This window comes from Halomonas hibernica (genome assembly GCF_013183775.1).
GTDB classification, from domain to species: domain Bacteria; phylum Pseudomonadota; class Gammaproteobacteria; order Pseudomonadales; family Halomonadaceae; genus Vreelandella; species Vreelandella citrativorans.
Window position 1 is genome coordinate 85,753 of record NZ_VIFN01000006.1, and the last position, 22,203, is coordinate 107,955.

A 22,203-nucleotide genomic window follows, 5' to 3' on the forward strand; every position below is an offset into this window, starting at 1 on the left:
AATTCCTTGTGGATAACAGCGTCATTGATAACAGGGCTATTGATAGCCGCCAGCATTAATACTGTTTAAGGGCTAGAGTTTATACGTACTAAAATCAGATTGTTATTGGTCGTTAGCGTAAGTTGTGAAATGAGTGACGAAAATTCTAAACGGGATGTTTTTTCCCGATGGGGTTGGAGCTTTTGATCTCCTGCCCGTTGAGCGACCCTGGCTGCTGCCAGCCGCCTGCCGCCCAGGCAACAAGGAGGTTAATCCAGCACTTCAGGCTTGTTGGCATTTGCTGATGTTGGCAGATAATAGAGCGTGGGCACGACCAGCAGCGCAAGCAGCTTTCTTCTAAAGCCTAAGCTGTTCGTTACTTAACGGTGACGTTACCATCTAGTTATCGCCGCGTAACTAACTTGGCAGGACCAACCCAGCAGGAGAGTTGTCATGTATATCGCAATGAACCGTTTTCAGATTGCCCCAGGCCGCGAAGAGGATTTTCTGGAGGTGTGGCGTAAGCGTGATTCGCACTTGAGCGACGTGCCCGGTTTCAAGCAGTTCAACATGTTGCAGGGCGCAAGCCAGGAAGAGCACACCGTGTTTATTTCCCACAGCGTATGGGAGTCGGAAGCGGCTTTCCGCGCCTGGACCCAGTCAGAGGCGTTTCGTAAGGCCCATGCGGGCGCCAAGTCACCGGAAGGTATCTACCTGGGCCCGCCCAAATTTGAAGGGTATGAGGTCGTGCTTTAAGCACGGGGCAAGCGGCTTGGCCTCTCTTAATAGAGCGCCAGGCCGAGTGAGAGCAGTACACTGTAAATCAGTGTCGATAGCGCGGTTTTTTTCAGCATGCCGGTAAGCGTTTCACCGTCGGTAGTGTGGTGTAGCGTTCTGGCAGCGTCTGCTAACGGTTTGGCAACCAGCAGGCAGCTCCAGCTAAGCCAGGGGGCGGGCAGTGCGACCAGATAAATCACGGTGAGCAGTAGCGCCATTGCCAGCAATATCCAGTGGTAGGTAATGGCGTTAGCGCGGCCTAAGCGCACCGCCAGGGTGATCTTGCCGTTGCGCGTGTCGCTTTCGATATCGCGCACGTTATTCACGTTCAATACAGCGGTTGCCAGTAACCCGCAAGCGGCGGCGGGCAGTAGTGTAAGCCCGTCCAGTTGTTGTGCATGCAGGTAGTACGTGCCGAGCACCCCTAACAAGCCGAAGAAGATAAAGACCGCAATATCTCCCAGCCCCCGGTAGCCATACGGCGTGCCGCCCAGCCCTACGGTATACGTGACCGCGGCCAGCAGCGCGGCAGCCCCCAGAAGAATAAAGATGAGAATGGACGTCCACTGATTGCCAAAAGCCGTCAGCAGTAGCAACAGCCCACACAGGGCGGCAACGACCGCCATCACCACCATTCCACCGCGCATAGCGCGAGGGCTCAGTAACCCTGAAGAGACAGCGCGAACCGGGCCTATGCGCTGGTGATCATCCGCCCCCGTCGCCGCATCGCCGTAATCATTGGCCAGGTTTGAAAGCACTTGCAGGGCAATCGCCGTTAGCAGGGCAAGGAGTAGCACGCTCGGATTAAACCCTTGTGCGTGCGCCGCAAGGCCTGAGCCAAGCAGGATAGAGGCACATGCCAAAGGCAGCGTACGAGGCCGGGCCGCTAATAACCAAACCTGGAACGGGCGGTGCTTGTCGGGTTGATCCATTGCTTTGGTGTCCTGGTCGTGATGACGTTAAATGACTAAAAGGGCGTGCGTAGCTATGTATTATTAAGTGCTAAAAAGTAGACCTGCGTCAAAAGAAGCAGCAGTGTCTTATCGCAAACTATTGTTAATCCCTCTTAACAGGAGTTAATTCGATGATCGGCGACTTATTTAGACAAAGCAAATATGCAGCGCTTGTTTGGCTAGCCTTCCGGCTTTATCTTGGGATTACTTGGCTCAGTTTGGGAATCGGCAAACTGACGGGCGGTTTTGATGCGCAAGGGTTCCTGAGTAACGCGGTAGCGAACCCTGTAATGCGGGAAGGGAGCATGGTGTATCCCAACTACGTTGCTTTTTTGGAGCATTTTGCGCTGCCCTATGCGGGTATGTTTAATGTGGTGATCCCGCTGGGGGAGATACTCGTGGGGTTGGGCTTGATCGTGGGGGTGCTGACCTCCTTTGCAGGCTTCTTCGCTATTGTAATGAATATGTCGTTTCTAATGGCGGGTACGGTCTCCACTAACCCGTGGATGATTGCGTTAACCTTTTTCTTACTGGTAGCGGGCGCGAACGCTGGCCATTTTGGGGGAGACCGCTGGGTCTTACCCTATATCAAGCAGAGGCTGGGCATTACGCGCCGCACCCGATTTATCTGAGACGCGGGGCCACTGATTGTCTGAACACATGCGCTGGGTAACAGGCAGCAGCGTCGCTTACGGGTTGGCGCATATGAACAGCCAGAGCGCTGTCGCTGAGCTTATGGACCGGCTTGATACATTGTCTGTGCCGTCCATCCAAGGGGTTATACGCCTGAGCGTGCCTTGCCGCGTTGATAGCCTGATGGGATGGTTGGACGCGCAAACGGTTTTTCCGCGCGGCTACTGGAAAGCGCGTGACGCCGGTGCACCTGAGTACGCGACGCTAGGCATGGTCAGCGCGGTCGATTCGCTTGAGATGCTGCAGGCCGACCTTGCCAAACTCGCAACCTTGCCTGGTGAGCAGCCGGACTATTTCGGCGGCATGGTGTTTGATGCTACATCGCCCGGCTGGGAAAATTTCAAAAATTGCTGTTTCATATTGCCGCGTGTGGAACTTAAGCGCTCACAACAGGGGGCGCTACTGACGCTCAATTTGCGCTTTGACGACCGCTGCGGCGACCTTGAAATAGCCGAAGCCCGCGCCTTTTTAGCCAGTCTCCAGCAAGAACAACCGCTACCCCCTCTGCGTCCGCATGCCTATTTACGTTATGACGCCCCTGCCCAGCAGGCGTGGTCAGCGTGGGTATCCCAGGTGACCCACGCTGATCAGCTGTGCCATACGCCCAAAGTGGTGTTATCGCGAGAGACGCGTTTGGTTATCGCGGACGATGCATCGAAAACGCCATCGCCCTGGGCACTGCTGGACCGCTGGCAGGCAGAGGCGACGGCGTGCTTTCAATTAGGCATTCAGTGGGATGCAGAGACCGCCTTTATCGGTTGCCCACCGGAGCGCCTTTATCAGCGAGAAGGTACGCAGCTGCTAACCGAGTCGCTAGCGGGCACCACTCATCGTGGCGCTGATGCACAAAAGGACCAATACCTTGCCGAGGCACTGTTGGCGGATACCAAAAACAGCCTGGAGAACCAGTGCGTTTATGAGGATATTCTTGCCCGGCTTGAGCCTTTGTCTCGCGTTGTTCAAGCCGGGGAGGCCCATGTTCTCAAGCTGCGCTCTGTGCAGCATATCCGCCGCCTTATTCATGCTGAGCTGCATCACACGGTGACGGACCAGGCGCTGCTTGCCAGTTTGCCGCCTACCCCAGCGGTAGGTGGTGTTCCCCGCGCATCGGCGCTAGCGTTTATCCGCCAGCATGAACGCCACCAGCGGGGCTGGTATGCGGGTGTGTTTGGCCGGGTGAGCCTGGCCAGTACGGAGCTTGCGGTGGCTATCCGGTGTGCTCATATCGGCGCTAATGAAATTCGCCTTTATGCCGGTGCGGGCATTGTCGCGGGCTCTCAGCCTGATGCAGAGTGGCGTGAGCTGGACAACAAAATTGCCGACATTATGTCGCTGCTCAACATGGGGTAATACCAATGACCGCGAACGCCATGCCGCGCGGCTTTCCGCTTCAGCACGCTACCTTTAACCATGTGTGGGCCGCACTGCTGCTTGAGGAGCTTTACCGCTTGGGCATGCGCGACGTTGTGCTGGCGCCGGGCTCACGCTCGTCGCCGCTCACCATGGCGGCCAGCGAGCATGCCGGGCTTCGCTGCCACTGCCATTTTGACGAGCGTGGCCTGGCCTTTATGGCACTGGGTCTTGCGCGCGGAAGCGGCCGCCCGGTAGCGGTTATCACCACCTCGGGCACGGCGGTTGCCAATCTATATCCTGCCGTCGTAGAAGCCAAGCTAATGGGGGTGCCGCTGGTAGTGCTCTCAGCCGACCGCCCTATTGAATTACTGGATAACGGCAGTAACCAGGCCATCGACCAGCGCGACATCTTCGCTCGTCATACCGTGATGCATCACGATCTTCCGCCCCCTGGCCCTGAACTGAGCGCCGCGTTTCTACTCAGCACCGTTGATCAAACTATTGATCAACAGCAGCGTACGCCAGGCCCTGTGCATTTTAACTGCCGCTACCGTGAGCCTCTTTACCCTGGCGACCAGAGAGAGGATGCCACGGATTATCTGGCGCCTCTCGGAAGCTGGCTGACCTCTTCAGTGCCGTGGAGCCAGTGGGTATCCAGTACGCAAGCGCCCGCGTTTTCTACCGAGTGGGCGGATTTTTCGTGTCAGCGAGGCGTTATCGTGGCGGGATGTATAGATGACCCGCACCAGGCGCAGCAGGTGGTGACGTTATCCCGTCGATTAGGCTGGCCTCTGTTGGCGGATCTACAAAGCCAGGTACGTTTTGACCGCCAAAACGTGATCCATTTTGACCTGGCGCTGCACGATCCTCATTTTGTCGAGGAGTTGGAGCGGGCCGATGTGTTGCTGCAATTTGGCGGGCGTCTTATCTCCAAGCGCCTGACGCAGTTTATTGCTCGTCATTCCTGGCAGGATGTTTGGCTGGTGGACTCGCGCCCCCAGCGGCTCGACCCTGATTACAGCGTTAAGCGCCGCTTCATTTGCCCGCCCGAGGCAGTGGTGGCCGCGCTTGAACGTGAGACCGAGCGCACCCCTTGGCACCGGCTTAACCAGTGCCAACAGCGCATCAGCGATATCGTGAATCAACGCTGTAATACCTTTTCAGAGCTGGGCATTTGTCATCGGTTGTTGCAGCAGGCAAACGGGCAGCTGTTTGTGGGTAACAGTATGCCCGCAAGGCTGATGAACATGCTGGGCGCGTACCGCACAGCGCCTTTGCGGGTATTCACCAACCGCGGAGCTTCCGGTATCGATGGGCTGATTGCCACGGCCTACGGCGCCAGTGCTACTAGCGACCAGCCCACCACGCTGATCGTGGGCGATACCAGCGCGCTGCATGACCTTAATAGCCTGGCGCTGCTGAAGCAGGCCGTTCAGCCGCTGGTGGTGATTATCCTCAATAATGATGGCGGCAGCATCTTTCATATGCTGCCAGTGCCCAAGGAAGGTGCGCTACTTGAGCGTTATTTCCGTCAGCCACATGGTTTGAGTTTTGAGTACGCGGCGCAAATGTTTGGGCTTGCCTATGCCGCACCTGGCTCGCTGGAGAGCTTCGATGCGGCCTATGCCCGTGCCTTGGAAGGAGGCGTTACACTGATAGAGCTTAACGTGCCACATCAGCAGGTTGCAGACGATCTTGTGGCGCTGGCAGCAACGCTAGGTAGGCGCGATAACCATGAAGGCTGAATATGAAGCGCACGCCCAGCCACGCCCAACGCTGGTTATGCTGCACGGCTTGTTAGGTGATCGCCACGATTGGGCGGAGGTCATCGCTGCGTTGAAAGATGTGCCGTGCCTGGCGTTGGATTTACCGGGCCACGGCCAAAATGACCAAGTGGCGGTCGACTCTTTCTCCGCTTTTCACCACTGGCTAACCGATACGTTGGCCGCGCAGGATATTCACCGCTACTGCTTGCTGGGCTACTCGCTGGGAGGGCGTTTGGCGCTTGATCACGCCCGCCGCCAACCTGCGGGGCTTGAGGCGCTTTGGCTGGAGAGCGCTCATCCAGGCTTGCCCGAAAGCGAGCGCGATGAGCGTATGGCCCATGATGCACGCTGGGCACAACGCTTTGCGCTGGAACCTCTTGAACGCGTGCTTACCGACTGGTATCGGCAACCCGTCTTTGCTGATCTTACATATACGCAGCGAGCGCGGCAGATTGAACGGCGGTTGGCCAATCATGGCCCGTCCGTGGCGACAATGCTGCGAAGCACGTCGCTCGGCAGGCAGTCCTCTCAGTGGCCGTGGCTGGCTGAAACGTCACTTCCCATTGGTTACTTTTCAGGTCGGCAGGATACTAAATTTCACACACTTGCCGCCCGCTTGGCTAACATAGCCCCTCGCGTGCACCCTATCGCGCTGGAAGGCGGGCACAACCTGCATACAGAGCAAGCAAAAAGCATCGCCGAACCGATTAGCCGATGGTATCAACGCCTCGGCTAAACGGCTCGCTCACCTGGAGTCAGTTAATCAACAGCAGCCACGGCAAACCGATAGCCAGCCAGGCCACTAAGAACAGCAGACCAAAAATAGCCCCAAGCCGCCAATAAAGGGCGCTTGGCAGATAGCCGCTGCCATAGTAAACCGGGCTTGGGCCGGTGCCGTAGGGGGTGATAATGCCCATAAAGCCCAGCGTGGGGAGCAGCAGGAGGATAAACATCTGCATATCCAGCCCTGCAATACCGGAAGCCGCCGCCAGCATCACCGGCAACAGGGCGGTAACGTGGGCCGTGACGCTGGCAAACAGGTAGTGCAGGAGATAGAAGATCACCGTGAGCGCCACCATCGCCATGACGGGATTAAAGTGGCTGATTTGTTCACCCACCACGCCACCAAACCAGTTGACGAATCCGACCTGGCTTAGCCCGCCTGCCAGCGCCACCAGCGTTGCAAACCACACAAAGGTATTCCAGGCGGCTCGATTGTCGAGGATATCGTTCCAGCTCACGATGCCGGTCAGCAACATGCAGCAAATCACCACCAGGCCTACCAGGGAGGCGGACACAACATCGCCCGCAAAAATCCACAGCAGTAGCGCAGAGACGACCATGATGACCAGCAGTATCTCGTTGCGAGTAAGCGCCCCCAGTTTGTTCAGCTCATCCCGCGCCCAGTTGGACACTTCTTCACCGGCTTTCACTTCTGGCGCGCAGAGCCAGTAACAGAGCAGAGGGACCAGCAACAGCAGCAGAATGCCAGCGGGCGCTACGGCGATAAACCACTGCCCCCAGTTAATATGAATACCGGTAGCGCTTTCTGTCAGAGCAATGGCCAACAGGTTGGGGGCAAGCGCGGTTAGAAACAGCGAGCTGGTCACACAGGTAGAGGTGATCGCTGTCCACATCAGAAAACTGCCCATGCGCTTCATGCTGGGGTCATTGGGCTGGGAGTCGTAAAGCGGCGGCAGATTGCGAATGACCGGATAAATGGTGCCCCCGCTACGCGCCGTGTTGGAAGGTGTAAAAGGCGCTAGCACCGCATCGGCGATCATTACCGCGTAGCCCAACGTTAATGTGCGCTTGCCCATGGCCTTGACCAGCCAAAGTGATATGCGCCTGCCTAGCCCGGTTTTTTCATACCCCAGCGCGAACATAAACGCACCAAAAATCAGCCATACAGTCGAGTTGGTGAAGCCCGAAACTGCCCATGAAAAGGCCTGGTTGGCAGCATTAAAGCCTTCGGTCGCTAGCTGTTCGGGTGAAAACAGCACCCAGCGGGAGAGCAGCGCCACCAGAGTCACGCCGATTAACCCAATGACCGCGCCTGGCAAGGGTTCAAAAATCAGCCCCACCACACAGCCCAGAAAAATAGCGAAGAAGTACCAAGCGTGAGGGGAAACCCCCTCAGGCGTGGGTATCAACGCAACGATAATGGCCACTACAAGCGGCGCCAACAACTTCCAGTCAAATGCCGATTGCACACTACTGTTCATATCAAGCTGCCCCTCTTTTGGGCTGCGAAAGCAGCCGAATCTCTTCACTGCTATCGCGGTTGATTTTCATCTGCTTGCGGTTACATACGTTGCAGAGAATGGCGATAGCGACTAATAGTTAAAAATTGTAGTTGGAATTCTTTATTAAAATTAATAAATGAGAAATTAAACGTAACTACTCTTGTTAAAGCATCGCCTGTCTTAAAGGTGTATTTCTTGATATGCGTCAATAGAGCCTGGCATGCGGGGATAGCACGTACCTGGAGTGTGATAAGTTCAACCAAAAGACACCGCATCGAAGCGTGTCGCCACTACCGCCTTTGGCCTGGCTACAGAAAGGGAGCATCATGCAGCATCGAGATTTCGATATCGTGATTGTGGGTGGAGGCGGCGCAGGCTTGCGTGCCGCTATCGCCGCGGCAGAAAGCGCTAAGGCACAGGGCATTTCTCAAAGCATCGCTCTGATTTCCAAGGTCTATCCTATGCGCTCGCATACCGTTGCCGCTGAGGGCGGTGCGGCGGCGGTAACCAGCGAGGAGGATACGCATCAGGCGCATTTTGACGACACTGTGTCGGGTGGCGACTGGCTGGTTGAGCAAGGCGTGGTGGACTATTTTGTGCATCATGCCTACCAGGAACTGGTGCAGATGGAGCGCTGGGGCTGCCCCTGGAGCCGCAAGGAAGATGGCAATGTGCAGGTACGCCGCTTTGGCGGCATGAAAACCGCACGTACCTGGTTTGCCGCCGATAAAACCGGCTTTCACATGCTGCATACCCTGTTTCAAACCTCGCTCAAATATTCCCAAATTGAGCGCTTCGATGAGTATTTTGTCCTTGATCTTGCCGTGCACGAAGGGGCTGTCATCGGCGTCATTGCCCTTCAAGTGGCCACCGGAGAGCTTATTCTGCTGCGCGCCAAAGCCGTGATATTGGCAACAGGAGGTGCCGGGCGCCTGTTTCGCTTTAATACCAACGCAGGGATCGTGACTGGCGACGGGATGGCGATGGCCTATCGCCACGGTGTGGCGCTTAGGGACATGGAGTTTGTTCAGTATCACCCCACGGGTCTTCCCGGCTCCGGCATTTTAATTACCGAAGCGTGTCGTGGCGAAGGCGGTATTTTGCTCAACAAGGATGGCTACCGCTACCTTCAGGATTACGGGCTGGGCCCGGAAACCCCACTGGGCAAGCCGGAAAACAAGTACATGGAGCTGGGCCCTCGCGATAAGCTCTCACAGGCCTTTTGGCAGGAGCAGCAGGCGGGCCGCACTGGCACCTTTGGCGATAGCGATGTGGTCTATCTTGACCTGCGCCACTTGGGCGAAGCCTACCTTCTTGAGCGCCTGCCCTTTATCTGCGAGCTGGCTAAATCCTACATTAACGTTGACCCGGTCAAAGAGCCGATCCCTATCCGCCCGGCGGTGCACTACACCATGGGCGGTATCGAAACCAATCCCTACTGTGAAACGTCGGTTGCCGGGCTTTATGCGGCGGGTGAATGCGCCTCTGTTGGGCTACATGGTGCTAATCGCTTGGGTTCCAACTCGCTCACTGAGCTACTGGTGTTTGGTCGTTTAGCGGGGGAGCAGGCAAGCCAGCGCGCGGCGCAAACCGAGTGGGCAGACATGCACCTTCTGGAAACCCAGGCTGCCCATCAGCAGGCAAAACTAGCGCATCTTTGTGATGGTGAGGGCAGCGGCGAGACTTGGGTGACGCTTAAGCATGCCATGGTGCAGGCCATGGAGAGTGGCTGTGGTATTTATCGTACCGAAGAGGGTATGCGGCAGTCGTTGGAGACGATTCGTGAACTGCGGGCGCGCTATCAGAAGATTCGTGTCAACGACACCAGCAAAATATTCAACACAGAGTTGCTTGAGTGCATTGAGCTTGGCTACGGGCTGGATATTGCCGAGGCATCTTGCCTTGGTGCACTGGAGCGGCGTGAGTCCCGTGGCGCTCACCAGCGCTTGGATGACGGTATGCAAACGCGCGATGACGTTAATTACCTCAAGCACAGCCAGGTGTTTTATCAAGGCGATGCACACGCTCGGTTGGCATGGCAGGAGGTAGACGTGCGTTTTTCCGCGCCCGCAGAACGTACCTATGGGGATGCGTCCAAGGGAGGCAAGGCATGAGTACTCAGCAGGTATCTACCCGGCGCATCAGCGTCAAACGCTATTTACCCGACAACTCTACCGAGCCCTATTGGCAGGAGTATGAGCTGCCAGTCGACGACAGCACCTCATTGTTGGATGCGTTGAATCACATCAAAGAGCAGCTCGACAGCACTCTGAGCTACCGCTGGTCGTGTCGCATGGCGATCTGTGGCTCCTGTGGCGTTATGGTGAATGGCGTCCCCAAGCTTGGCTGTAAGACCTTCCTGCGCGACTTCGACGATGAGATCCGCATTGAACCGTTGGCGCACTTCCCCATACAGCGCGACCTGGTGGTTGATATGGAGATATTCCTCGATCACCTGGCCGCCGTTAAGCCCTACCTGATAGACGACAACCCGGTAAAGCCCTTTGACCCGAAGGCGCCAGAAACCTATCGCCAGTCGCCCCGGCAGCTTGCCCGTTACAAGCAGTTCGCTAACTGTATCAACTGTGGGCTTTGTTACTCCGCTTGCCCGCAGTTTGGGCTTAATCCTGAGTTTATTGGCCCAGGAGCCATTGCGCTGGGGCACCGCTATAACCTGGATAGCCGGGACCATGGCAGCACGCAGCGAATGGCCGAATTGAACCGCCATGAAGGCGTGTGGAGCTGCACCTTTGTAGGCTTTTGCTCAAAGGTGTGTCCCAAACACGTTGACCCAGCGGCGGCTATCAATCAGAGCAAGGTGGCGTCCGCTAAGCACACGCTAATTGCGTTGTTTAAGGGCTAGGAGAAAGGGTATGGATAAGTCGACATCGCAACGCTTTGTGCCGTTAAAACGTAACTGGTGGCTAAAACTCCGCTTTTTTAAACTCTATATGCTGCGTGAAGCGACGGTGCTACCGCTGGTTTTTTTCCTGCTCTGCCTACTGGCGGGCATGGTCGCGCTGCTCCAGGGCCTAGAGAGTTGGCAACGATGGATCGCTTTTATGGGATCTCCCATCGTTTTGCTGCTTAACCTTTTGGCGCTAGCCGCCAGCCTGTTTCACGCGGCGACCTTTTTTGTGCTGTTTCCTCGCGTTATGCCGCTTCGCATCGGTAACTACCAACTACCGGATAAGGCGATTGTGGCGGGACAGTGGGCGGGCGTGCTGGCCGTACTGCTGCTGTTCATCTGGCTGTTTGGGAGGGCATCCGTATGACTAAACCAACCATGAATGCGTCAGGCACGGACAGTCAGCGCACGAACCAGCCTCCCCACCGCCAAGCCTACGATGAGTCGCTGTGGTGGGGGCTATTCAGTGCAGGTGGCGTCTGTTTTGCTGTGCTACTGCCCTCTGCCATCCTGTTTTTTGCCGTGCTGCTTCCCTTGGGCTGGCTACCTGCCAACGCACTCAGCCATGAGCGTGCATCGGCACTGCTATTCAGCGTGCCAGGCTTTCTATTTGTTGGTGCGGCGGTCTGTTTGCCGCTTTTTCATGCCGCCCATCGCCTGCGCCACGGAATGTTTGACCTTATTTTGGGCCGCGACACCACTAATAAAAAGCTGATGTATGGCGCTGCGGCGCTGTTAAGCCTTCTGGCGCTAGGGTTGGTCGTGGCAGGTATGTTGCGCTAAGCCCGAAAGACGCCAATACCTAATGAATCAGGGAACTTTGAATGATCCACGGACTTACAGAAGCGGAACTTTATCAACCGGTTGAGTGGCAGGACCACTCCGGCGACTACCAGGATATTCGGTATCATATCTCCAAAGAGGGCATTGCACGCATTACCATCAACCGCCCAGAGGTGCGTAACGCCTTTCGCCCGTTGACGGTTAGCGAAATGATTCAGGCGCTTGGTCGCGCACGTCACGATAGTCGCGTCGGCGCGATTTTGCTCACCGGCGCAGGCGATAAAGCATTCTGCTCCGGCGGTGATCAGCGCATTCGCGGTGACTATGGCGGCTACCAGGATGAGCAGGGCACTCATCACCTGAACGTGCTGGATTTTCAGCGTGATATTCGGACCTGCCCCAAGCCGGTTGTCGCCATGGTGGCAGGCTACGCGATTGGCGGTGGGCATGTGTTGCATCTTATGTGCGACCTGACCATTGCGGCGGATAACGCGGTTTTTGGCCAGACCGGCCCCAAGGTGGGCTCTTTCGACGGCGGCTACGGTGCCTCGTATATGGCGCGCATCGTGGGCCAGAAAAAAGCCCGCGAAATCTGGTTTTTGTGCCGCCAGTACAGCGCTGCGCAAGCGCTGGAGATGGGCCTGGTCAACCACGTGGTGCCGCTGGATGAGCTTGAAAAAGAGAGCGTGCGCTGGTGTCGGGAGATGCTGCAGCACAGCCCCATGGCGTTACGCTGTTTGAAAGCGGCACTGAATGCCGACTGCGATGGCCAGGCCGGGCTGCAGGAGCTAGCGGGTAACGCCACTATGCTCTATTACATGACCGATGAAGGCCAGGAGGGGCGTAACGCGTTTAATGAGAAGCGGCCCCCGGATTTCTCACGTTATCCGCGTAACCCTTAATGCCATTAGCGCTTTACCGCTACGCGCTGCCACTTCGCCAGCCGCTGCTGTTTAACGGCCAGCGGATCACGCAGCGAGAAGGGCTGCTGGTGTCGATTAACGGGCAGTGGGGTGACATTGCGCCACTGCCTGGTTTTTCAGCAGAAACCTTAACCGATGCCGAGACCGAAAGCAGGGCCTGCCTAACCGCCTTGAAGCGCGGTGAAGAAGCAGTGCCCACGCTCCCCTCGGTACAGTTCGGGTTCGACTGTGCACAGCACGTTTGGCCCCCACACTGTTCCGCCGCGTTAGCGCCTTACCCACTATTACAAGGCGAGCCCGTATCGCTGACTGCGATGCTGGATAGCGCGTTAGACAACATACGCAAGGGCGGGCAGCCGCCACCTTCGCGCCTCAAACTCAAGGTAGCGCGTTACGCAATGAGCGACGAGCTAGCGCTGGTCGCCAGGCTGTCTGAAAAGCTGCCCGCTACCCAACTGATTCTGGATGCCAACGGCGGCTGGACGCGTGAGGAGGCCACGCGATTTTGTCGACAGCTACCGCGTGAACAGATCGACTACCTGGAAGAGCCCTGCTCCACGTTTGCTGACGCCATTGCCGTGGCCGATGCAGCGGGTGTGAAGATTGCGCTGGATGAAACGTTGTCACGTAACGCGCCTTGGTATTCCCATCCTCATATTGCTGCCCTGGTCATTAAGCCTACGTTGATAGGCGCGCTAAGCGCCTGCGAGGCACTTGTGCAACGGGCACGGGAAGATAATCTGCGGGTGGTTATTTCCTCAAGTTTCGAGTCTGACCTTGGCTTGGGCCTGCTGGCTCGGCTGGCCTGCCAATGGGCGCCCACAGAACCACCGGGGCTGGATACCGGGAACTGGCTGGCTGAGCGGGTAACCACCACGGCAGGCGACGTCGTTGCCGGGCGCTTGACGTGTCTCTATCAAGGTATGCAGGAATAACCAGGAGCGTGCCGTGTGATGCAACCTTGCCCCATTAACTATTGGGCCACTGAAACCCCGCAGCATATTGCGCTACATAGTGGCTCAGTGACGCTTACTTATCGAACGCTCGATAGGCGTATCGCCGCGTTGGCGCGACAGCTGGCGCAAAAGGGGTTTCAGCCTGGGGACAAATTAATGGCCCCGGCCAAAGGCGCATTGGCCTCGTTATTATTGGCCTGGGCTTGTCTGCGTGTCGGGGTGGTTTTCTGCCCGCTTAACCCCGCCTTTCCAGGCACCCAGCAGCACGCGCTTGCCCAGCGCCTGCAGGCCAGCCGCATTTGTTATACGGAAGGCGAGCAGGGTGACGCGCAGGTAACATCATCTGCTCCAGTGCCAATCACCCTCGGTTTTTCTGAGGAATTAAGTAGCGAACAAGCGGTGCAACTGGATACCGATCAGCGCTGTAACACGATTTTTACCTCGGGTTCCAGCGGTGTGCCTAAAGCGGTACTGCACCGGCTGGGGAATCATTTGGCCTCGGCCAGAGGCTCGGCGACCTTAATTCCGGTTGATCAACAAAGCGGCTGGCTGTTGTCGCTACCGCTGTTTCATATTGGCGGCTACGCGATTCCCTTTCGCGTATTTCTCGCAGGTGGCCGGGTCATTCTGGATGATGGGAGTGCGCCGCTGGCTGCACGTCTGGAACAACAGCCTATTACGCATCTTTCACTGGTACCCACTCAGCTCTGGCGCTTGTTACAAGCAGGTTTTGACCCCGCCAGGACACAGCTGCGCGAACTGCTGCTGGGCGGCGCGGCAATCCCCGCTCCCTTGGTTGAGCACATAACCTCGCTGGGGCTGACGCCAAACGTTAGTTATGGGCTATCTGAAATGGCAAGCCAGGTCTGTACGGGGACTCCTACGGCACCAGGTGTTGTCGGCAAGCCACTTCCGGGACGCGATGTTCGGATCATCGACAATGAAATACAGGTGCGGGGCGATACCCTGTTTAGCGGCTATTTAAGTAACGGTGCGCTGGACTCAGCCCTAAATGACGAGGGCTGGTTTGCCACCCGGGACAAGGGGTATTTCAATTCTGCGGGGGAGCTGGTGGTTGAAGGGCGGCTAGATAACGGCTTTATCTCCGGCGGTGAGAACATTCAGCCGGAAAGCATCGAACAGCGGTTGGTGGATCACCCTGGCGTCGCCCAAGCGCTGGTGGTTGCTGTGCCACACCCCGAGTGGGGTGAGCGCCCCGTTGCCTTTATTGATTGGCATGCGCAAAGCAGCGAAGATCAGGCTCTGGCCCGTTGGGTGCGCGAGGCGCTGCCGGGCTTTATGGTGCCCGATGCATGGTTGGCGTGGCCCTCGATGAAAGGGCTAAAGCCCTCACGCACACACTTTGCAAAACTGGCCCAAGAGCAGTTGGCCGCGACATAACACATCCATTAACGTTCGTTGGCTATGTGAGTTCCCATTCTCGACTCGCCTTCTGAGAAGATGGATCTCTGTATTTTCGATAAGGACATTTATGAGCTCTTCTCAAGCGCCGGATACGCGGCGCGCAGGCGTATTTTTAGGGGCGGCGCTCGCTTTCATGATCACCATGGTGGGCACCACGCTGCCCACGCCGCTTTATCCGATCTATCAGCATGAATTTGGTTTTTCGGATCTGATGATTACCGTCATCTTTGCGGCGTATGCGGTGGGGGTCATTTCAGCGTTATTGATTACCGGGCAATGGTCCGATCAGCTAGGGCGCAAGCCGCTGCTGCTTGCCGGGCTTTTCCTGTCAGCGGTAAGCGATATCGTATTTTGGCAAGCCGATGGGTTAGGCATGTTGCTTACCGGCCGCGTACTTTCGGGGCTTTCAGCGGGTATCTTTACGGGTACTGCCACCGTGGCTGTCATGGAGCTGGCACCCCGTTCCTGGGGGCGCTCCAGCACGTTGGTTGCTACCGCCGCCAATATGGTCGGGTTAGGTGTCGGGCCGATACTTGCGGGGGCACTGGCCGTGCTGTTTGCGGCACCGCTGGTGCTGCCGTTTGCTATTCACTTCGCGTTAGCGCTGGTAGCGGTGGTGTGTATCTGGCGAGCGCCTGAAACGGTTACGCGCCCAACAAATATCAAGCTTCGCGTTCAAACACCTAAAATCCCTCCCGAGGTGCGCAGCGTTTTTATACCCGCGGCTATCGCAGCGTTTGCTGGCTTTATGGTGTTCGGTTTTTATACCGCGGCAACCCCCGCCTTCCTGGGTCAGCAAATGGGCTACACCAATCATGCGTTGATAGGGTGTGTGGCAGGGCTGCCGTTTATCGCCTCGACTGTTGGGCAAATGTGTCAGGGGCGGCTGCCGGAACCTGGAAGATTATCGATTGGGTGCGCTGTGCTGCTTGTCGGTGTTCTCATCATTGCGTGGGGGATTGCTTTCGAGCAACTGCTGGGCTTCATACTGGGCGCCATCGTTGCGGGCATTGGTCAGGGCATTACCTTCCGGGCGGGCATGGGTGCGATATCGGCGGCCAGTTCCCCTCAGCACAAGGCAGCAACGGTATCGTCTTTTTTCGTTGTTGCGTATGTAGCGATCTCGCTGCCCGTCGTCGGTATCGGCCTGCTGGGGATAGTCGCCGGTCAACAAATCACCGCGCTAACGTTTGATCTCATCGTAGCGCTGCTGTGCTGCGTGGCGTTGGTGCTGCTATTGAAGCCACACCGTCCTGGCCGTGCTACTCGCGACGCTGGCCGTTGAGCGGTACTGATGTGTCAAACTTATACTGCGCGCTGTTATTGCCCGTTGGCCGAAAAGCGGTTGGGCAGGATGATGATGCCTGGATTAATCAATGCACGATTAGTTGGCTTTCAAGCCGCTTGTTAATCTCTCAAGTAAAGCTCCCCCTTGCCCACCAGCACAGCACTGCCGCCTACCTGAACCAGACCGTTATCCATAGTGGTTTCAATAACGCTGGCGCGGCCCATTTCAACGCCTTGATGAATTGTCCAGTGCGTCGTTTCGTTCAGGGTTGCCAAATACCCGGTTAATGCCGCTGCGGCACTGCCGGTTGCGGGGTCTTCGCAAAGGCCATGTTCCCTGGAGAACATGCGACTACGAAGCGTGGCTTTTGAGCGGTCAGCCGTTTCTGTTGCGTAAAGATATATTTGCTCCGCACCGCTCGGGGCAACGGCCTCTGCCCATATGTTTGCTGAAATGTGTATGTTTTTTAGGGCTGCCAAGTCACTCAGCTCGATCAGATGAAAAGCCAGCCCGCAGGATGAGATAACCGGCGTGCTGATGACCTGATGGGATTGTAAGCCGAGTAATGCCGCCGCCGTTGTCTGGTCCAGCGTGCTTGGCGTCATGCTGGCGGGCCTTGCGGTCGTAAACACTGCGTTCTCACCCGAGTAGCGAACGGTTAGCTCTCCTACCGGCGGGTGAAGCACCAGCGTTTGCTCACGGCTAATCAAGCCAAGCTCGGCTAGAAGCTGCGCGGTGCCGACGGTTGGGTGTCCGGCAAATGGTAGTTCCTGGGTGGGCGTAAAGATCCGCATCGGGTAGTGGTTTGGCTCAATAGGCGCACTTAAGAAGACCGTTTCGGCAAGATTAAGCTCATTGGCGATTGCCTGCATGGTAGCTGTCGGCAGCCCGTCGGCATTTAAAAAGACGGCTAGCTGATTGCCCGAAAAAGGCTGATCGGTAAATACGTCCAGCAGGTAATATTCAGCGGTTTTCATACTGTTCTCCTTCTCATAATGTGTGCTTCCAAAAGGATTTACGGCCCTCCTTTTGTGCCTGGGCACGGGTGATGCCAATATCTCTTAGCAGCCGGTCATCATGTGTCAGCAACTGGCGGCGGCTACGTTCGCGGTGGGCGCATATTTGAGAGCGTAGCTGAGCCAATGAATCATCCAATACGCACTACTAACGAGTGCCCTCTACGAGTAACCCGCCGTTGGCGAATGTATATGCCATAAGAGAGGTCGCTCTTCATAAAAACGATGCATACTTATACCTTTGACCGAGGCTTGGTGCGATTTTTATAGATTCCTGCAACGTTCTGATTTTACTGTTCTTTAAGAATATCTTTCTGATCAAAAATTGACCTAAATCGCTGGTGGATTTTCTACTGCCTATTTTTATCTTGCAGAACAGTCATCTACAATTAGACCGTTCCCCACAGGCGTGGGGATGAACCGCACGGCATGTCTCCTGCTGTAGCTCTACGTGCCCCGTTCCCCGCAGGCGCGGGGATGAACCGCGTAACTAATGATATCCATATGGGCAGCCTGACCGTTCCCCGCAGGCGCGGGGATGAACCGTAGCTAAAAGCATTCTGGATGGCCGCAGTGTCCCGTTCCCCGCAGGCGCGGGGATGAACCGCCTAATATCGTGCTGCCTGCCCGCATGGAGGGCCGTTCCCCGCAGGCGCGGGGATGAACTCAAGTCCTGAACGTCCTAATGGCTCATGGAGATACGTTCCTCACTGGCGTGGGGATGAACCAAACTCAAGATAAGACGGAAATCACTGAAAATGATGGGTTTTGATGCTGATTGAAACGCTGATCGCGGCGTATGCTATACCTGTATATCAAATCTCCAGGAGAGACCATCATGTTGGCAATACGACTGCCCAGCGACATCGAAGCGCGCCTGGAGGCCTTGGCCAAGGCCTCCGGCCGCACCAAGACCTATTACGCCCGTGAAGCTATTCTCAAGCACCTCGATGACCTTGAGGACGTTTACCTGGCCGAGCAGACCCTGGAGCGTCTGCGTCGTGGCGAGGAAACCACGCACTCCCTGGATGACGTGGAGCGTGATCTTGGGCTGGAAAATTGAGCTGACGGGGGCCGCCCACAAGCAGCTGAAGAAGTTGGGTCATGTTGAGGCCAAGCGCATCCGTGGCTACCTGCGCGAGCGGGTACAGCCGCTTGAGGATCCGCGACAGCTCGCCGAGCAGGGCGTGACCCAGAGCATGTCACGCAAGGGGAATTGTCTAGATAATGCCGCGATGGAGAGCTTCTTTGGAACGCTGAAGTCAGAATATTTTTACCTGAACCGCTTTGACACGATTGAGCAATTACAGGCGGGCATCCGACACTACATCCATTACTATAACCACGAGCGCATCAAGTCCAAACTAAAAGGCCTGAGCCCGGTGCAGTACCGAATTCAGGCCTTGTCCGCTTAGTGTTTTACTGTCCAGGTTTTTGGGGTCAGTTCAGATGAATGAGTCTTCTATATTGTCGACGACCGATGGCACCACCATCCCTAAGAGGCCTATCGCTCAACCTCATCCGCAAGTATCTGAATGATCTCGGATACGAAAGGACTGTCCTGGTCCGCTTGGTGGATTGCGATTTCCATGGCGTCAACAGCAGGCAAGGTCGGAACTTCTTGCATGCCAGAATTGACCACGCGCCTTGGAAGAAGACTAATCCCGAGACCGGCATTGACCGCGCTCAGCAGGCCGGCGAGGCTGGAACTCGTGTAAACAAGATGCCATCCGCGCCTGACGTTATCGAGGGCAGTAATCATTTGGGCGCGATACAATCCATCCGAAGGAAAAGCAACAAGTGGCAGCGGGTCGCAATCGGCCAGCGCATGATTTTTGCTTTGATACCAGGACAGCGGCTCGGGCCAATGCATTACTCCGCGGGCCTCGCCGCGATGCTGTTTGACCAGAACTAGATCCAGCTCCCCTCGATTATAGGCACCGTATAGATTGCGGCTCAGACCACTGGTAACTTCCAGCTTCAAGTTCGGATGCTGCCGGACAAGCGCCGCAAGTACTTGTGTCACCCGGCCCGAAGCGAAATCCTCGGGCAGACCGAGCCGAAGGGTGATATGACGCGCTACTCCAGACACGACGGCGGCAGCTTCCGCATTCAGTGCCAGGATACGACGTGCATAACCCAGCAGTCGCTCGCCCGCCTCGGTGGGTGTGATGCTATTGCGTCCGCGATCAATCAAAAGCCCGCCTGCCACCTCTTCCAGCCTCATTATCTTCTGGCTGACCGTTGATTGAGTTGAGTTCAATTGCCGTGCTGCGGCTGTAAAGCTGCGCGTGTCGACTACCGCCACGAAACTGCGCAACAGGTCGGAGTTGAACGGCTTATTCGATTTATCACTGGTTTTCATTCAGATATTTAATTTCCAAATGACTTTTTTGTCCACTATATTTTTGTCTATGATTTTTATCAGCAAGAAGGGACTTTTATGCGCAGCCGTTTACAGGCCACTTTCGCCTTCACTCTCCTCGTAGGATGTATAACCATGATCGATTCCGTTGCTTTTGGCGGAGTCCCTGTCGCTCAGGCTAATCCTTTGCTGATCTCCGCTGCTGAAAACGATGATATCGCTGGTGTTCGAGAAATGATCGCCAGCGATATACCGCTCGACGCGCGGGATAGTCGTGGGCGGACAGCATTACTCGCTGCAACCCATGCGAACCGAGTTGAGACCGCTCGTCTACTTATTAGCGCCGGGGCTGATGTGAATGCTAAAGACGACATCGAAGATAGCCCCTACCTCTATGCGGGCGCACGCGGACATCTGGAAATACTGCAGATGACGCTATCCCATGGCGCTGATTTGGCGAGTGTCAACCGCTATGGAGGTACGGCGCTGATTCCTGCGGCGGAACGGGGGCATGTGGAGACTGTTCGAACCCTAATAGAGGCCGGCACGGATATTGATCATGTCAACAACCTCGGCTGGACGGCGTTGCTGGAGGCTATCATCCTCGGCGATGGCGGACCGCGATACGGAGAGATTGTGGGGCTGCTGGTCGACGCCAACGCGGACGTGAACCTGGCTGATAGGGAAGGGATCACGCCGCTGCAACATGCGCGACAACGCGGATATGCTGACATCGCTAGTTTGCTAGAACAGGCGGGTGCGAAATGAATGACAAGGCGTATCTGGACGAGGCGATCAATCTTGCCCACAAGAATGTTGCCAATGGAGGGCGTCCATTCGGTGCCGTGCTGGTCACGGATGGCAAAGTGATCAGCCGAGCTGTCGCAGCCGCTTGGCATTTTATCGATTGGATCGTTGATTTACCTCTTCGAGGAAAATAGCACTGTCCTGATTCTATCGGAGGCACGAGCAGTTCCTCCTGAGCAGAGCTTAGTCGTATGACTCCAAAACCAGAATTGGAAACACACTGATATGAATGAATGCATTTACGCCAACGCTTTGACCCCTGATGGCAACAAAAGTGATCTCGCCACGCGCGATGGGTGCTTCGTTCCTATCGATACTGTCTCAACCGACGCCAAAAAAATCGATCTTGATGGACTGACTGTCCTTCCCGTTTTTGTGGAGGGCCATATTCATCTCGATAAGAGCTTTGTTGGCGACGGTTGGTTTCCTCATCGTCCGGTTGGCTCCCTTCGTGAGCGGCTTGACGTTGAAAAGTGCCTTCTATCCAGCGCATTGCCGGTTGTTGAACGCGCTGAGGCACTGCTCGCGCAGGCTCACTCTTTTGGCACGGTAGCAATGCGCAGTCACGTTGATATCGACCCAGTGCTCGGACTCGATAATCTGAATGCAGTCGTAGCCGCCTGCGAGATGTGGAAGGGCCGGGTCGACGTAGAACTTGTTGCTTTTCCGCAGGCTGGCATTGTGTCTAGTCCCGGTACAGCGGATCTGCTCGATGCCGCCATGCGTGAAGGCGCGACAGTGGTGGGCGGGCTTGATCCTACCGAGTTTGACGGTGACGCAGATGCGCATCTTGATGTGGTGTTTGGCACGGCCGAGCGCCACGGTGCGAAAATCGACATCCACTTGCATGAGCACGGCGCAGGCGGTATCAAGCAGATTGAGCGTATTGCCGCACGAGCGGCAGCAGCCGGTATGTCGGGCCTCGTCACCATTAGCCATGCTTACGCACTTGGCGATGTGAGCCGTGATGAGGCACGTCGTGTGTCGACGATCCTCGCCGAAGCGGGCGTGTCTATACTAACCAATGCGCCGGGAGATCATCCCTTCCCACCGATCGATGTACTTCGCGCGGAAGGCGTTCATGTATTCGCGGGCAATGATAATATTCGCGATGCGTGGTGGCCTTACGGCAATGGTGATTTGCTTGAACGCGCGATGCTGATCGGCTACCGCTCCGGTCTTTATACCGACGAACAACTGGGTGTCGCTCTTGACATGATCTCGGTGGACTCCGCAAGGGCGATTGGTCGTGCGCTACCGGGGTTCGCGATCGGTGACGAGGCGAGTTTCGTGATTGTGGACGCACTCAATGCTGCAGCCGCTGTAGCATCACCGCCCTCGGAGCGACTGCTGGTCCAACACGGCAAAATTGTTCAACCAACTCGCCCGTCGATTCGCTCGCGATTGTTTTGAAATGACACACGAGTTTGCCCGTGCGAAAGCTCAAGATAAAGACAATAATGTTGAATTTATCTTTTATCCACTCCCCGCAGGCGCGGGGGATGAACCTCTGGGCTAGTAACTCACGTCAGATCCATAAAGGGGTTGTAGGCGACTTCCCAGTAGTGGCCTTCCGGGTCGCGAAAATAACCGGAGTAACCGCCCCAGAACACTTCTTCTGCTGGTTTGATTAGCTCGGCGCCTGCGGCAACCGCTTGTTGAAGCACTTGATCAACGGCCTCTTGGCTGGCGACGTTGTGGGCCAGCGTGATACCGCTGAAACCGCCTGTTAAGTTATCGCTAATACCAATGTCTTGAGCCAATGCCGTTCTGGGGAACAGCGATAGCCAGGCGCCTTCCATCTTGAAAAAGGCCACCTCGTCGCTGTCTGTCTCGTGTTCTGGCAGTCCCAGGCCATCCCGGTAAAATTGGATGGCACGCTTCAGGTCATGCACACCGAGAGTAATCAAGCTAATCTTGGGTTTCATAGCGGTGCCCTTTAGATGTTGTTTTAAATAGGCCGCT

General features: G+C 56.2%; 23 protein-coding genes, 1 pseudogene and 1 CRISPR repeat array. Of the genes and pseudogenes, 18 read left to right on the plus strand and 6 right to left on the minus strand.

Features of this window, described 5'->3' with window-relative positions; all coding sequences use genetic code 11:
• Positions 1–432: 432 nt before the first annotated feature.
• Positions 433–735 (plus strand): antibiotic biosynthesis monooxygenase family protein, encoded by a 303-nt coding sequence (locus FKN99_RS10960; protein ID WP_172117880.1) that lies wholly within the window; start codon positions 433–435, stop codon positions 733–735.
• A gap of 26 nt (positions 736–761) precedes the next feature.
• On the opposite strand, the gene FKN99_RS10965 is transcribed toward FKN99_RS10960, so the two are convergent.
• Positions 762–1,688, minus strand: a complete 927-nt coding sequence (locus FKN99_RS10965; RefSeq protein ID WP_172117881.1) for a 1,4-dihydroxy-2-naphthoate polyprenyltransferase — start codon at positions 1,686–1,688, stop codon at positions 762–764.
• Between the two features lie 152 nt (positions 1,689–1,840).
• Between FKN99_RS10965 and FKN99_RS10970 the strand changes: the two genes are divergently transcribed.
• From FKN99_RS10970 to menH, 4 genes are read left to right on the plus strand one after another with little or no spacing between them, the layout of a single operon-like run.
• Positions 1,841–2,341 (plus strand): DoxX family protein, encoded by a 501-nt coding sequence (locus FKN99_RS10970; protein WP_172117882.1) that lies wholly within the window; start codon positions 1,841–1,843, stop codon positions 2,339–2,341.
• A 16-nt stretch (positions 2,342–2,357) separates the two neighbouring features.
• Positions 2,358–3,752 (plus strand): isochorismate synthase, encoded by a 1,395-nt coding sequence (locus FKN99_RS10975; RefSeq protein ID WP_253927029.1) that lies wholly within the window; start codon positions 2,358–2,360, stop codon positions 3,750–3,752.
• Between the two features lie 5 nt (positions 3,753–3,757).
• Complete coding sequence (gene menD, locus FKN99_RS10980; protein ID WP_172117883.1) at positions 3,758–5,500, plus strand: 2-succinyl-5-enolpyruvyl-6-hydroxy-3-cyclohexene-1-carboxylic-acid synthase; 1,743 nt, start codon at positions 3,758–3,760, stop codon at positions 5,498–5,500.
• Entirely contained in the window at positions 5,490–6,257 is a 768-nt protein-coding gene (gene menH, locus FKN99_RS10985; protein WP_172117884.1) for a 2-succinyl-6-hydroxy-2,4-cyclohexadiene-1-carboxylate synthase, read from the plus strand. The genes menD and menH overlap by 11 nt, the downstream gene beginning before the upstream one ends.
• Before the next feature lie 19 nt (positions 6,258–6,276).
• Here the strand turns inward: menH and FKN99_RS10990 are convergent, their stop codons facing one another.
• Positions 6,277–7,746: an anion permease gene (locus tag FKN99_RS10990; protein WP_172117885.1), complete on the minus strand. Its 1,470-nt coding sequence runs from the start codon at positions 7,744–7,746 to the stop codon at positions 6,277–6,279.
• A gap of 347 nt (positions 7,747–8,093) precedes the next feature.
• Here FKN99_RS10990 and frdA point away from each other — a divergent pair, with 347 nt between their 5' ends.
• From frdA to FKN99_RS11030, 8 genes are all read left to right on the plus strand, one after another.
• Positions 8,094–9,881 (plus strand): fumarate reductase (quinol) flavoprotein subunit, encoded by a 1,788-nt coding sequence (gene frdA, locus FKN99_RS10995; protein WP_172117886.1) that lies wholly within the window; start codon positions 8,094–8,096, stop codon positions 9,879–9,881.
• Complete coding sequence (locus FKN99_RS11000) at positions 9,878–10,630, plus strand: succinate dehydrogenase/fumarate reductase iron-sulfur subunit (RefSeq protein ID WP_172117887.1); 753 nt, start codon at positions 9,878–9,880, stop codon at positions 10,628–10,630. The genes frdA and FKN99_RS11000 overlap by 4 nt, the downstream gene beginning before the upstream one ends.
• A 10-nt stretch (positions 10,631–10,640) precedes the next feature.
• Complete coding sequence (locus FKN99_RS11005; RefSeq protein WP_172117888.1) at positions 10,641–11,042, plus strand: fumarate reductase subunit C; 402 nt, start codon at positions 10,641–10,643, stop codon at positions 11,040–11,042.
• On the plus strand, positions 11,039–11,458 hold the full coding sequence (frdD, locus tag FKN99_RS11010) for a fumarate reductase subunit FrdD (RefSeq protein WP_172117889.1): 420 nt from the start codon (positions 11,039–11,041) through the stop codon (positions 11,456–11,458). Before FKN99_RS11005 ends, frdD begins: the two co-directional genes overlap by 4 nt.
• A 41-nt stretch (positions 11,459–11,499) precedes the next feature.
• Positions 11,500–12,360: a 1,4-dihydroxy-2-naphthoyl-CoA synthase gene (gene menB / locus FKN99_RS11015; RefSeq protein ID WP_172117890.1), complete on the plus strand. Its 861-nt coding sequence runs from the start codon at positions 11,500–11,502 to the stop codon at positions 12,358–12,360.
• Positions 12,360–13,316: an o-succinylbenzoate synthase gene (menC, locus tag FKN99_RS11020; protein WP_172117891.1), complete on the plus strand. Its 957-nt coding sequence runs from the start codon at positions 12,360–12,362 to the stop codon at positions 13,314–13,316. Before menB ends, menC begins: the two co-directional genes overlap by 1 nt.
• 18 nt (positions 13,317–13,334) lie before the next feature.
• The gene (gene menE / locus FKN99_RS11025; RefSeq protein ID WP_172117996.1) at positions 13,335–14,738 is read left to right on the plus strand and encodes an o-succinylbenzoate--CoA ligase; all 1,404 of its coding nucleotides are present in this window, start codon (positions 13,335–13,337) and stop codon (positions 14,736–14,738) included.
• Positions 14,739–14,829: 91 nt separating this feature from the next.
• On the plus strand, positions 14,830–16,047 hold the full coding sequence (locus FKN99_RS11030; RefSeq protein WP_172117892.1) for an MFS transporter: 1,218 nt from the start codon (positions 14,830–14,832) through the stop codon (positions 16,045–16,047).
• Positions 16,048–16,169: 122 nt separating this feature from the next.
• Here FKN99_RS11030 and FKN99_RS11035 read toward each other — a convergent pair whose 3' ends face one another.
• Together FKN99_RS11035 and FKN99_RS18140 are read right to left on the minus strand one after the other, a co-directional pair.
• Positions 16,170–17,027, minus strand: coding sequence for a PhzF family phenazine biosynthesis protein (locus tag FKN99_RS11035; RefSeq protein ID WP_172117893.1), 858 nt, complete (start codon positions 17,025–17,027; stop codon positions 16,170–16,172).
• A gap of 13 nt (positions 17,028–17,040) precedes the next feature.
• On the minus strand, positions 17,041–17,205 hold the full coding sequence (locus FKN99_RS18140; protein WP_172117894.1) for a DUF1127 domain-containing protein: 165 nt from the start codon (positions 17,203–17,205) through the stop codon (positions 17,041–17,043).
• Between the two features lie 255 nt (positions 17,206–17,460).
• A CRISPR array of direct repeats spans positions 17,461–17,734; the repeat unit is 29 nt; unit sequence CCGTTCCCCGCAGGCGCGGGGATGAACCG.
• 170 nt (positions 17,735–17,904) lie between these two features.
• Here FKN99_RS18140 and relB point away from each other — a divergent pair.
• On the plus strand, positions 17,905–18,129 hold the full coding sequence (relB, locus tag FKN99_RS11045; RefSeq protein ID WP_087110975.1) for a type II toxin-antitoxin system RelB family antitoxin: 225 nt from the start codon (positions 17,905–17,907) through the stop codon (positions 18,127–18,129).
• Positions 18,130–18,232: 103 nt separating this feature from the next.
• A pseudogene (locus tag FKN99_RS11050) lies at positions 18,233–18,481 on the plus strand (IS3 family transposase); the annotation flags it as partial.
• 89 nt (positions 18,482–18,570) lie between these two features.
• Here FKN99_RS11050 and FKN99_RS11055 read toward each other — a convergent pair.
• Positions 18,571–19,431 (minus strand): LysR family transcriptional regulator, encoded by an 861-nt coding sequence (locus FKN99_RS11055; protein WP_087110977.1) that lies wholly within the window; start codon positions 19,429–19,431, stop codon positions 18,571–18,573.
• A 135-nt stretch (positions 19,432–19,566) separates the two neighbouring features.
• Here FKN99_RS11055 and FKN99_RS11060 point away from each other — a divergent pair, with 135 nt between their 5' ends.
• From FKN99_RS11060 to FKN99_RS11070, 3 genes are all read left to right on the plus strand, one after another.
• The gene (locus FKN99_RS11060) at positions 19,567–20,199 is read left to right on the plus strand and encodes an ankyrin repeat domain-containing protein (protein ID WP_172117895.1); all 633 of its coding nucleotides are present in this window, start codon (positions 19,567–19,569) and stop codon (positions 20,197–20,199) included.
• Positions 20,196–20,372 (plus strand): tRNA-specific adenosine deaminase, encoded by a 177-nt coding sequence (locus tag FKN99_RS11065; protein WP_172117896.1) that lies wholly within the window; start codon positions 20,196–20,198, stop codon positions 20,370–20,372. The genes FKN99_RS11060 and FKN99_RS11065 overlap by 4 nt, the downstream gene beginning before the upstream one ends.
• A gap of 91 nt (positions 20,373–20,463) precedes the next feature.
• Positions 20,464–21,651: an amidohydrolase gene (locus FKN99_RS11070; RefSeq protein ID WP_172117897.1), complete on the plus strand. Its 1,188-nt coding sequence runs from the start codon at positions 20,464–20,466 to the stop codon at positions 21,649–21,651.
• Between the two features lie 110 nt (positions 21,652–21,761).
• On the opposite strand, the gene FKN99_RS11075 is transcribed toward FKN99_RS11070, so the two are convergent.
• Positions 21,762–22,166 carry a VOC family protein gene (locus FKN99_RS11075; RefSeq protein WP_172117898.1) on the minus strand — a complete coding sequence of 135 codons (405 nt, stop codon included), beginning with the start codon at positions 22,164–22,166 and terminating at the stop codon, positions 21,762–21,764.
• Between the last annotated feature and the right edge of the window lie 37 nt (positions 22,167–22,203).